General features: G+C 66.0%; 15 protein-coding genes. 8 read left to right on the forward strand and 7 right to left on the reverse strand.

All coding sequences use genetic code 11. The features are described from left to right. Positions 1–618, reverse strand: a 618-nt coding sequence (locus tag ABI213_RS17940; protein ID WP_348028072.1) for a cation transporter, incomplete at its 3' end; no start/stop codon positions are given. Positions 619–721: 103 nt separating this feature from the next. Between ABI213_RS17940 and ABI213_RS17945 the strand changes: the two genes are divergently transcribed. Both ABI213_RS17945 and ABI213_RS17950 read left to right on the forward strand, forming a co-directional pair. Then, positions 722–1,165, forward strand: a complete 444-nt coding sequence (locus tag ABI213_RS17945) for a universal stress protein (RefSeq protein ID WP_348007375.1) — start codon at positions 722–724, stop codon at positions 1,163–1,165. Between the two features lie 121 nt (positions 1,166–1,286). Beyond that, positions 1,287–1,562 carry a cupin domain-containing protein gene (locus tag ABI213_RS17950; RefSeq protein WP_348028074.1) on the forward strand — a complete coding sequence of 92 codons (276 nt, stop codon included), beginning with the start codon at positions 1,287–1,289 and terminating at the stop codon, positions 1,560–1,562. Positions 1,563–1,645: 83 nt separating this feature from the next. On the opposite strand, the gene ABI213_RS17955 is transcribed toward ABI213_RS17950, so the two are convergent. Beyond that, positions 1,646–3,169 (reverse strand): PLP-dependent aminotransferase family protein, encoded by a 1,524-nt coding sequence (locus tag ABI213_RS17955; RefSeq protein WP_348028076.1) that lies wholly within the window; start codon positions 3,167–3,169, stop codon positions 1,646–1,648. A 109-nt stretch (positions 3,170–3,278) separates the two neighbouring features. Here ABI213_RS17955 and ABI213_RS17960 point away from each other — a divergent pair, with 109 nt between their 5' ends. The 5 genes from ABI213_RS17960 to ABI213_RS17980 all read left to right on the forward strand — a co-directional run bounded on the left by ABI213_RS17960 (position 3,279) and on the right by ABI213_RS17980 (position 5,925). Continuing rightward, positions 3,279–3,737: a carboxymuconolactone decarboxylase family protein gene (locus tag ABI213_RS17960; protein WP_348028078.1), complete on the forward strand. Its 459-nt coding sequence runs from the start codon at positions 3,279–3,281 to the stop codon at positions 3,735–3,737. Then, positions 3,737–4,183: a GNAT family N-acetyltransferase gene (locus tag ABI213_RS17965; protein ID WP_348028080.1), complete on the forward strand. Its 447-nt coding sequence runs from the start codon at positions 3,737–3,739 to the stop codon at positions 4,181–4,183. The genes ABI213_RS17960 and ABI213_RS17965 overlap by 1 nt, the downstream gene beginning before the upstream one ends. A 41-nt stretch (positions 4,184–4,224) precedes the next feature. After that, a complete protein-coding gene (fdxA, locus tag ABI213_RS17970; RefSeq protein WP_348028082.1) occupies positions 4,225–4,563 on the forward strand; it encodes a ferredoxin FdxA in 339 nt (112 codons plus the stop codon). A 155-nt stretch (positions 4,564–4,718) separates the two neighbouring features. Beyond that, positions 4,719–5,111, forward strand: coding sequence for a DUF805 domain-containing protein (locus ABI213_RS17975; protein ID WP_348014783.1), 393 nt, complete (start codon positions 4,719–4,721; stop codon positions 5,109–5,111). A gap of 16 nt (positions 5,112–5,127) precedes the next feature. Beyond that, positions 5,128–5,925 (forward strand): NRDE family protein, encoded by a 798-nt coding sequence (locus ABI213_RS17980; protein WP_348028084.1) that lies wholly within the window; start codon positions 5,128–5,130, stop codon positions 5,923–5,925. 81 nt (positions 5,926–6,006) lie between these two features. On the opposite strand, the gene ABI213_RS17985 is transcribed toward ABI213_RS17980, so the two are convergent. Further along, a complete protein-coding gene (locus ABI213_RS17985) occupies positions 6,007–6,885 on the reverse strand; it encodes an MBL fold metallo-hydrolase (RefSeq protein ID WP_348007380.1) in 879 nt (292 codons plus the stop codon). Between the two features lie 108 nt (positions 6,886–6,993). On the opposite strand from ABI213_RS17985, the gene ABI213_RS17990 reads away from it, so the two are divergent. Then, entirely contained in the window at positions 6,994–7,899 is a 906-nt protein-coding gene (locus ABI213_RS17990; protein WP_348007381.1) for a LysR family transcriptional regulator, read from the forward strand. A gap of 60 nt (positions 7,900–7,959) precedes the next feature. Here ABI213_RS17990 and ABI213_RS17995 read toward each other — a convergent pair whose 3' ends face one another. The 4 genes from ABI213_RS17995 to ABI213_RS18010 form a co-directional block, all read right to left on the reverse strand. After that, positions 7,960–8,892: a PhzF family phenazine biosynthesis protein gene (locus ABI213_RS17995; RefSeq protein WP_348007382.1), complete on the reverse strand. Its 933-nt coding sequence runs from the start codon at positions 8,890–8,892 to the stop codon at positions 7,960–7,962. Further along, a complete protein-coding gene (locus ABI213_RS18000) occupies positions 8,892–10,064 on the reverse strand; it encodes a PLP-dependent aminotransferase family protein (protein ID WP_348007383.1) in 1,173 nt (390 codons plus the stop codon). Before ABI213_RS18000 ends, ABI213_RS17995 begins: the two co-directional genes overlap by 1 nt. Positions 10,065–10,104: 40 nt before the next feature. Next, positions 10,105–10,695, reverse strand: coding sequence for a LysE family translocator (locus ABI213_RS18005; RefSeq protein WP_348007384.1), 591 nt, complete (start codon positions 10,693–10,695; stop codon positions 10,105–10,107). A 15-nt stretch (positions 10,696–10,710) separates the two neighbouring features. Next, on the reverse strand, positions 10,711–11,006 hold a 296-nt coding region (locus ABI213_RS18010), incomplete at its 5' end, for a DMT family transporter (RefSeq protein ID WP_348028086.1).

The raw sequence follows: 11,006 nt of genomic DNA on the forward strand, positions 1-11,006 counted from the left end.
GCTGACGGCAAAGGTTACCGCCATGCCCAGCGCGGCGGGCAGGTCCATGCTGACGCGGCGCTGGCGCACGTCGCGCCAGGCATTGGCAAAAAATGGCCCGCAGGAAAACACCAGCACCGGCAGTGTCAGCACCCACGAGGCCCAGCGCATCAGCTGCGCCATGTCCTCCGTCATTTCGCCCGGCCCGGCCACGTAGGCGGGTAGGGCGTACATCATCACCTGCAGCATGCAAAAGCCCGCCACCAGCCAGCGCCAGAGGGCACGGCGCTGCTCTGCTTGGCGGCGCGCCCGCTCGGGGGCATCCAGCGCGGGAATGGCGTGGTAACCAGCCCGTTCCACCGCCGCCAGCCACTGCGAGGGCTGGGTGTGCGCCGCCGACCAGACCACCCGCGCCCGCTGCGATGCCGCTCCCACCTCGGCCAGCCGCACACCCGGTACGGCGCGCAAGGCTTGCTCGACCGACAGCGCACAGGCCGCGCAGTGCATGCCCTCGATCCGCAGCTGCGATTCCTGGCAGGCAGGCCATTGGGCGGACGGCTGGGTAAACGCTGCCCAGTCCACCGGGTCGTCCAGCCAGACCGGTGCCGACGGGAGAGGAAGCGCAAGGATGGCAGACATGGGGGCAAGCGTACCGGTGTAGGACAGTGCCGCGTTTGACGCAGATCAACGCCAAAGCCGATAAATAGGGCTAATCTGAATGGACTAACTCCTGGAGATCACTATGTACACCAGTATTCTTGTCGCTACCGATGGGTCCGATCTGTCCCACAAGGCCGTCACCAGCGGCGTCGACCTGGCCGCGCTCACGGGGGCCAAGTTGGTCATCGTCAAGGTGGTGCCGCGCTACGCCCGGACCTACTTTGAAGGCTCCATCCCGGTCAGCATGGATGACTCGGCCCGCATCGAACAGCAGTGGATCGACGACGGCCAACTGGTGGTCAATGCCTACCTGGCCGGTGCGCTGGACAAGGGGGTGCATGCCGAGGCCGTGGTGGTGCAGTCTGAGCTGGTGGCCGAAGGCATCATCGCCGCCGCCACCAAGTACAACGCCGACCTGATCGTCATGGCCTCCCATGGCCGCAAAGGCATCCAGCGCCTGCTGCTGGGCAGCGAAACCCAGCACGTGCTGACGCATTCGCATACGCCTGTGCTCATTTTGCGGTGAGCCCGTTGAGGCTATATGCCTTTTAGGCCGCCTGCGCTTGTTCCACCTGCGCAGGCTGCTATGAATGTAGGAGTTCGCAAGCCTTGTGCATACTCATATCCACTCTTTCCACAGGCCCACCATGCACGCCATTCCTACCGTCCAGATCGACAACGAGCGCACCACTGTCACCGAATGGCGCTTTGCGCCGGGGGCCGACACCGGCTTCCACACCCACGCCATGGACTACATCGTCGTGCCCATGACCACCGGCGTGCTGCGCCTGGAAGAGCCCAGCGGCGTGCGCGAGGTGCAGCTGACGGCCGGGCTGTCGTACACCCGCCCGGCGGGGGTGGTGCACAACGTCATCAATGCGAACAGCTACGAGTTTGTGTTTGTGGAGATCGAGCTGAAGTAATGCGCATTGCTATGTAAAAAGTAGCTGCTACCGCAGGTGTTATCTGGGCTGGAGGCCTGTCTTCTTTAAAAATGGTGGCGGGCTCAGCGGCGCAAAGCCACCGCCATTTGGCGCGCGGCCTGCTCGATGGCGGCTTCGTCAAAAGGCGCAAACCCCATCACCAGGCCCTGGCCCACGCAGTGGCTGCTGGTGTAGCGCCCCAGCGGCGCGGCGGTGATGCCCGCCTGCGCCAGGCGCTTTACGGCGGTAGCCTCGTCCATGCCCACCAGCCGCCCCACCACGTCCAGCCCGGCCTGCACCGTGGGCACCTCAATCAGGCCGCGCCAATGCGTGTGGGCCGCCTGCTCGAAAGCGGCGGCGCGGGCGGCGTAGATCTTGCGCATGCGCCGCACGTGCCGGTCGAAATGGCCGTCGGCCACGAAGTCGGCCAGCACTGCCTGGGCCAGGCCGTTGGCATGGCGCGCAGTCAGCGACGCGGCGCGTTGAAACGGCTCCACCAGGTGCAGGGGCAGCGCCACGTAGGCCAGGCGCAGGGCCGGGAACAACAGCTTGCTGAAGGTGCCCGCCAACACCACGTGCGCCGCGGCACCGGGCAGGCTGGCGAGCGCGGGGATGGGCTGGGCGACGAAGCGGTATTCGCTGTCGTAGTCGTCCTCGAAGATGCAGGCTTGGTGCTCCGTGGCCCAGCGCAGCAGCGCCAGCCGCCGCTCGGGCGACAGGGCCACGCCCAGCGGGGCCTGGCGCGACGGCGTGACGCAGGCCAGCCGGGCCTGCGGGGCCAGGCGCATGCCGTCTGCCACGCGCAGGCCGTCGGCATCCACCGGCACATCCACCACCTGGGCACCCGCGGCCAGCAGAATTTGCCGCGCGCCGGGGTAGCCGGGGTCTTCCATCCACACCGCGTCGCCGGGCGCCAGCAGCAGGCGCGTGCACAGGTCCAGCGCCTGCTGCACGCTGCCCACCACCACGATCTGCGCCGCCGATACCGCTACGCCCCGGGCAATGGCCAGGTGCGCGGCGATGGCCTGGCGCAGCGCCAGCAGGCCGGCCGGGTCGCCGTCCCACAGCGTGTGCAGCCGGGACGGACGCAGCTGGCGCGCATGTAGCTGTCGCCACAGGTCGATAGGGAAGGCGCGCACATCGCAGCGGTGCGGGGCGAAAGGCTGGGGCGGGGTGTTGCCGCTGCGCGCCGCACCCAGCGGGAAGGCGGGCTCCAGACCGGCCAGGCGCTGCAGCCAGGGGCCGGTGGGCGTTGCCGGGTGGGCCGGGGCTCCCGGGGCTCCGTTACCCATGCGGCGGGGGGCCGGGCCCGCATGCAGGGCCAGATCCGGCAGGCTGTGGCTGACCCGCGTGCCGCTGCCGGGCCGGGTGAGGAGGTAGCCCTCGGACATGAGTTGGTCGTAGGCCGCCTGCACGGTGCCACGGGCCAGGCCGTGCTGCAACGCCAGACTGCGCGTGCTGGGCAGGATGCTGTTGGCCGGTAGCCGCCCGTCCAGGATGGCCCGGCGCAGCGCACCGTGCAGCCAGCGCTGCAGGCCTTCGCCGGGTGCAGGCGTGCCCAGCGGCAGGTCGCCGATCAGCGCGGGCTGGGTGGGTTTGGAGGCCATGGGGCGGTAAAAAGTGGACTAGCCATTTTGGATGGAATCGGACCAATTTCTGGGCCAGTGTAGTTTGAAAATCGGGGTTCTTCTTTCAGCACCTCTTTTAGGAAAAGCCATGTCTACCTCCCAAACCCGCCTCAGTTACCCTGACTTTGAGCGCCTGGCCCCCAAGACCGTTGCCGCCCTGTACGGTCTGGGCGCGGCCCCCCACGGCAGCCTGGACGCGCCGTTGATCGAGTTGCTGGAGCTGCGCGCGTCGCAGATCAACGGCTGCGCCTACTGCGTGCAATACCACCTGGACCTGGCGCACAAGGCGGGCTTGCCGCAAGCCAAGATCGACATGCTGCCGGTGTGGCGCGAGGCGGGCATGTATGCGCCCCGTGAACTGGCTGCGCTGGCCTGGACCGAGCACCTGACCGACATCCGCCGCCAGGGCGCACCCGATGCCGCCTGGGCCGCATTGCGCGAGGTCTTCAGCGAGGCTGAAGCCGCCCACCTGTGCGTGGCCATCGTCGCCATCAACGCCTGGAATCGCATCGCCATTGCACTGGGTTTTGCACCGACGGTGGCCTGATGCCCGCCGCCGATGGTCTGGTCGAAATGGTGGATGCCACCGACGTTCGCGCTTGCCACGCGCTGATGCTGCAACTGCGCCCGCAACTGGGCACGGCCGACGAATGGCTGCTGCGCTTCCAGCGCCAGGCCACCACCGGCTACCGCCTGTTGGCGCTGCTGCACGGTGGCCAAGCCGTGGCGCTGGCCGGTTTCCGCGTGCAAGAGAACCTGGTCTACGGCCGCTTTTTGTACGTGGACGACCTGGTCACCCATGCCGCCGAGCGCGGAGGCGGCCATGCTGCCCAACTGCTGCACGGTCTGCAGGCCGAGGCCCGTCGCCAGGGCTGCGAACGCCTGGTGTTGGACACGGCGCTGGGCAATGTGCAGGCACACCGCTTTTACTACCGCAGCGGGCTGGTGATTCAGGCCCTGCGCTTTGGCATGCCGGTCACAGCGGCGCTGTGAGCGCGCGGCCACAGCGTTATCTTCGTCTGCGATGATGGCCCATGCCCTTCATCGTCACCGAACCCTGCATCCAGTGCAAATACACCGACTGCGTGGCCGTGTGCCCAATGGACTGCTTTGTGGCCGGGCCGAACTTCTTGGCTATCAACCCCGACACCTGCATCGACTGCTCGGTGTGTGTGCCCGAATGCCCGGTTAACGCCATCGTCAACGCGGCAGAGGCCACCGAGGCGCAGCGCCCCTACATCGCGCTCAACGCCCGTCTGGCCAAGAGCGGGCACTGGCCGCCCATCCGCCGTGTGCAGCCATCCTTGCCCGACCACGCCGCATGGCGCGATGTGGCGGCGAAGGTACACCTGCTGGTGCTGCCGGATTTATAAGCCAAATAGCCTGCCATCGCATATGTTGCCTGCGTAAGTAGTTATGGTTTTGATAGCGTGCAGCCGCGGTTTTAGGTGATGCATCACAAATAAAAAACCCCCAATCCGGCCATAATTTCGACAGGCATATCGCCTGGATGCAGTGGGAGAAAAAGATGGACTGGTTTGTCGAAGCCCTGAAGAAATACGCCGTCTTTTCGGGACGCGCACAACGCAGCGAGTACTGGTACTTCTTTCTGTTTTACGGTGGCATCTCCATCGTGCTGGGCATTGCCGACGGCTTGGCCGGCTCGTACAACAAGCATGCGGGCATGGGCGTGCTGTCGGGCATTTTCAGCATCGGCATGTTGCTGCCCTCGCTGGGCGTGGCGGTGCGGCGGCTGCACGACGTAGACCGCAGCGGCTGGTGGCTGCTGATTGCGCTGATTCCCGTCGTCGGGGCCATCGTGCTGCTGGTGTTCAGCGTGCGCGACAGCCAGCCCGGGTCCAACCGGTTTGGCCCCAACCCCAAAGACGCGCTGCCGAGCGAACGGTTCTCCCTGACCTGAGTTCCATCGACCCCCTATGTGCCTGCTGGCCTTCCAATGGCAGCCCGGTGCCCGCGCGCCGCTGACCATCGCCGCCAACCGCGACGAGTTTTATGTCCGGCCTACCACCGCCCTGCACTCCTGGGCCGACGGCCACACTGTGGCCGGGCAGGACTTGCAGGGCTTTGGTACCTGGATGGGCGTGCACCGGCCCAGCGGGCGGTTGGCGGCACTGACCAATTACCGCGATCCGGGCCACCACCGCGCCGATGCACCGTCGCGCGGCGGCCTCGTCACCGCCTTCTTGCAAAGCGATCAGAGCGCCGACGACTTTGCGCAAGCGCTGGCCGGGCAGTCGAACGCATTCAATGCCTTCAACCTGCTGCTGTTTGACGGCCAGAACCTGGTGGCCTACGAGAGCCGGCACCAGCGCCATTTCACACCCAAGCCCGGTGTCTGGGCGGTGTCGAATGCCGATTTCGACACGCCCTGGCCGAAGCTTGTGCAGTTGCGCACCGCGTTTGCCGAGGTGCTGCAAGCCCACCAGGCCGCCGAGTCGCCGGATATCAGCCCGGCGCTGGAGTCCGCTCTGTGGAACCTGCTGGCCGACACCTGCGTGGCCGACGATGCCGACTTACCGGCCACCGGCGTCAGCCTGGAACTGGAGCGGGCCTTGTCCGCCGCCTTTGTGCACATGCCGCACTACGGCACCCGCGCCAGCACGCTGGTGCAGCATGCGCGGGACCGGGTGCAGATCGTCGAGCGCAGTTTTGGCGCGGCGGGGGTGCGGGAGCCCATCGGCACCATCCGTTTGACGGTGGATGGATTTACATAAAAAAAGAGCGACTGGCGCAGATTCCACCTGCGCGAGTAGCTCTTATTTTGGTAGCAAGCGGCTAAGCTCAGCCGTGCAGGGCTACCATTTCATTTCGCCCTTGGCCACCTTGGCGCTCAGTTCCAGCGAACTGACTTCGCCTGCTGCGGGGAATTCCTTCTTCATCGCCTCGATGAGTTCGGCCGAGTCTTTGGCGGTAGCGGTGTGCTTGTCGAAGGCTTTGATGTAGTCGGCGGTGTACTTGGCGGCGTTCAGCGAACTGGATGGGCCTTCCAGGTAATGGCCGGGCACCACCACCTTGGGCTTCAGTTTCTGGATCTGGGCCAGCGTGGCCAGCCAGCCGGTGTGGGACGCGGGGGTCTGGGTGTCGGCCATCCAGACGTGCAGGTTGTTGGCCAGCGGAATGCCGCCCACCACCGCCTGCAGGGAAGGAATCCAGACAAAGCTGCGGTCGGGCTGGGCATCGCCCTTGATCTCCAGCTTTTTGCCTTCCAGCGTCAGCGTGTGGCCTTGCAGCACCTCGGGCAGCAGGGTGGCGCTGGGCGCGTCGGTCTTCAGGATGGGGCCCCAGTAAGCCAGCTTGCCCGCGGCGCTTTCTTTGATGTGTTCCACGGTCTGCGGGGTGGCCACGATCTTGGCGTTGGGAAAGGCGGCGTGCACGGTCTCCAGGCCGAAGTAGTAGTCTGGGTCGCCGTGGCTGATGTAGATGGTGGTCAGGTTTTTGCCGCTGGCGCGGATTTTCTCTACCACTTTGGCGGCTTGCGATGCGCCGAATTGCGCGTCGATCAGTACCGCGTCTTTGTCGCCGGTGACCAGTACCGACGAGACGGGGAAGATCGCGTCGTGGCCGGGGTTGTACACCTCCAGCTTGAGTGGGCCAGCGGCCAGGGCGGGTGCGGCCAGGGTGGCAGCGGCGACAGCGGTGAGGGCCCAGCGGGCGGCGGTAGAGAAGGGGGTCATGGGGTTTTCCAGGAAGTTTGTGTTGCGATGGGGGAATGTTAGTTGTGTCTATTGATTAGAAATACCCTAAAATTCAGCATAGTTTGTTTCTAAAAGTGGTCGAATCCTATGGATACCTTGAAGGCCATGCAGGTGTTTGTGGCCGTGGTGGACAGCGGCAGCCAGACGGCGGCCGCCGATATGCTGGGCCTGTCGCGCTCGGTGGTGTCGCGCTACATTGCCGAGCTGGAGGCCTGGACCGGGGCGCGCCTGCTGCACCGCACTACCCGTAAGCTCAGCGTGACCCCGGCGGGCCTTGAGACCCTGCAGCGCTGCCGCGCGGTGCTGGCGCTGACCACCGACATGCAGTCGGCAGTAGCGGTGCCCGAGACCACGCCCCAGGGGCTGCTGCGCATCACCGTCAGCACCTCCTTCGGGCAGATGCAGTTTGCGGAGGCGGTGGCCGAGTTTGTGAAGCGCTACCCGGCCGTCTCAGTGGACCTGGTGCTGCTAGACCGGGCGGTGAACCTGGTGGAAGAGCGCATCGACCTGGCCGTGCGCATCAGCCATGAACTCGACCCCAACCTGATTGCCCGGCGGCTCACGGTGTGCCGCTCCATGGTCTGCGCCTCGCCCGACTACCTGCGCGCGCACCCGCCCATCCGGCGCATGGAAGACCTGGGCCTGCACAACTGCCTGACGCATTCGTACTACGGCAAAACGCTGTGGAACTACGTGCTGGACGGCCAGCCGTCTTCCGTGGCGGTGGGCGGCAACCTCAGTGCCAACGAATCTACGTCGTTGCTGCAGGCCGCCGTGGCCGGGGTGGGTGTGGTGCTGCTGCCCACCTTCATGGCCGCGCCGCTGGTGCACACCGGGCAACTGGTGGCCCTGTTGCCCGCGGTGCAGCAGCGCGAGCTGGGCATCTACGCCGTCTACACCTCGCGCAAGAACATGTCGGCGGCGTTGCGGACCATGCTGGACTTTCTGGCCGAGCGCTTTCCGCCCGAGCCGCCGTGGGACCAAGCGGTGTGATGTGCTATTAAATACGGAGCTGCTTGCGCAGATGCAATAAGCGCTGGTGGCCTGAAAGGCTTATAAAAACACCTGCCCGTCAATGCAGGTGACGGACGCACCGCCCACCCACACCTGGCCTTGCGCGTCGCATTCGATGTGCACGCGGCCCGCGCGGTCCAGGCAGGTGCCTTGGCTCACCAGGTACTGCTCGGGTGCGTAGCCGTCGGCGATCAGCCATTGGGCCAGGCTGGCGTTCAGGCTGCCGGTGACAGGGTCTTCCAGCACGTCCACGGCGGCGGCAAAGGCGCGCACTTCCATGTGCGGTTCGTCGGCCGCCTCCACCGGCGCGCTGCGGCCAAAGGCGCGGGCTTCGCGGCTGGAGCGGGCGATCAGCTGGGGGGCATCTGCCACCGGGTACAGCCCGGCCACACCCACCACGAGGCCGGTGTTTTTCAGCGCCAGGTGGTCGGGGGCCAACTGCAGCACGGTTTGCGGGCTGTCCAGCAGGATGCCCAGCCATGGCAGGCCGTTGTCCAGCATCTGGGCGGCCACCACGTCGCGCGGCTTCAGGCCCAACGCGGCGGCTACCTGGGCCAGCACCCTGGCGCTGGGGGCGCTGCGTTTGAGCGTGGGGGCGGCGAACAGCAGGCGACTGCCTTCGCGACGGATCTGCACCAGCCCTACCGCGCATTCCTGCACCACCATCTTGGGCGCACGCGGCTGACCGCCCGCCTGCAGCCAGGCGTGGCAACTGCCCAGCGTGGGGTGGCCGGCAAAGCGCAGCTCGCTTTTCGGGTCGAAGATGCGCACCCGGTAGTCCGCCCCCGCCGAGCGGCCCGCGTCGGTGGGTGGCAGCAGGAAAGTGGTCTCCGACAGATGCGTCCAGTTGGCAAAGCGCTGCATCTGCGCGTCGCTTAAGCCCGTGCCGTCCATCACCACTGCCAGTGGGTTGCCTTGGTAGGGGGTGGGGGTGAAAACGTCGACTTGCTGGAACGGGCGGTTTTGCTGCATCACAAAGATCGGATAGCGTCGGCCAAAGCCTTGATGCCGATATTGATCTGCTCCACGCTGGCCGTCACAAACGACAGGCGGATGGTGTGCGGGTCGGCGTTGTCAGCGTAGAAAGCGGTGCCGGGCACAAAGGCCACGCCCTTGTCCACCGCCTTGGGCAGCAAATCTACGGCATGCACGCCTTCGGGCAGGCGGGCCCACAGGAACATGCCGCCGTCGGGGGTGTTCCAGCTCACGCCCGCTGGCATTTCGCGGGTCAACGCGGCCAGCATGGCATCGCGCTGGGCTTTGTACAGCGTGCGGATGGTAGGCACGTGGCGGGCCAGGAAGTTGTCTTGCATCACCGCCACCACCATGCGCTGGTTGAAGCTGGGGCTGTGCAGGTCGGCGGCTTGTTTGGCTTGCAGCAGCTTGGGCATCATGGCCTTGGGAGCAATCACGTAGCCCAGGCGCAGGCCGGGGGCCAGCACTTTGGAGAACGAGCCCATGTAGATGCAGCCGTCGGGGTTGCGGCCGGTCAACGGCGCGGGCGGGGGCGCGTCAAACCACAGGTCGCCGTAGGGGTTGTCTTCCACCAGCGGCAGGCCCAGGGTGGCGGCGCGCTCGATCAGCGCGGCGCGGCGGGCTTCGGGCATGGTACGGCCGGTCGGGTTCTGGAAATTGGGCAGCACGTACAGAAAGCGGGCTTTGTCGGCTTTGGCGCTGAGGTCGTCCAGGTCCACGCCCTGGTCGTCGCAGGCCACGCTCACTACCTGGGGCTCCATGGGCGCAAAGGCTTGCAGTGCGCCCAGGTAGGTAGGCGTTTCCACCAGCACTTTGCTGTCTTTGTCGATCAGCACCTTGCCGATCAGGTCCAGCGCCTGCTGCGAGCCGGTGGTGATCAGTACCTGGGCGGGTTCCACGTTCCAGGGCAGGCCGGCGGCGACGATTTCGCGCAGCGGGCCGTAGCCTTCGCTGGCGGCGTACTGCAGCGCACCCTTGCCGTCTTCGTGCAGCACCTTTTCGCAGGCAGCGGCAAATTCAGCCACCGGAAAGGTCTTGGGCGAGGGCAGGCCCCCGGCAAAGCTGATGATGCCAGGGCGCTCGGTGACCTTGAGGATTTCGCGGATGGCCGACGAGTTCATCTTTTCGGTGCGGGCGGCGAGTTGCCAGGGGTTGGAAGGGGTGCTCATGGGGGAACTTTGTGCAATTAGGTTGGAGATAGATTGTGAGCTAAGCCAGCATGGGGGCGAGCGAGGCGACCAGCAAAACGGCCATCACGCCGTTAAAAATCCGGCGGTAGCGGGGGATGCGCAGCCAGTGGCGCAGGCGGCTGCCGCACAGCGCCCACAGGCTGATGGCCGGGATGCCGATGAAGGCAAACCATGCCGCTGCACCTACCACCACCTCGCTGCCGCTGTGGGCGGGCACGTAGCTGCTGAACGCCCCCACGGCCATCACCCAGGCCTTGGGGTTGACCCACTGGAAGCCCGCCGCGCCCCAGAAGCCCAGCGGGTGGGTGGCTTCGGCATCTTTGGGGGCCCCGGCGGTGGCCACGCCCCAGGCCAGAGTCAGCAGATAGGCTGCACCCAGCCATTTCAGCACCAGGTAGAGCTGTGGCACCTGTGCAAACAGCAGGCCCAGTCCCAGACCCACCGAGGCCAGCAAAATGAAGAAGCCAGTCGAAATGCCCGCCATGTGCGGCAAGGTGGCGCGAAAGCCGTGGTTCACGCCGGATGCCAGCAGCATCAGGTTGTTGGGGCCGGGGGTGATGGAGCTGACAAAGGCAAACAGCGACAGCGCGGCGAAAACTTGCATATCCATAGAGACTCCTGAAAATCAACGCACCGGCATGCGTTTGCCGATGAAAACAACCGCGATGACGGCCAGGCCAAAGCCCACGGTTACCGCGTCCAGCGTCTCGCCCAGCAGCGGCACGGCACACAGCATGCTCACAAAGGGCTGCACCAGCTGCACCTGGCTGACGCGCAGCGTGCCGCCCAGCGCTAGCCCCCGGTACCAGGCAAAAAAGCCCAGCCACTGCGAAAACACCGCCAGGTAGGCAAAGGCACCCCAGGCCTGGGCCGACACGGCCTGTGCTGGTTGCGTCCACAGCGCCACCGGCAAGGTGACGG

The organism is Rhodoferax sp. (assembly GCF_039922535.1).
In the GTDB taxonomy this organism is placed as follows: domain Bacteria; phylum Pseudomonadota; class Gammaproteobacteria; order Burkholderiales; family Burkholderiaceae_C; genus Rhodoferax_B.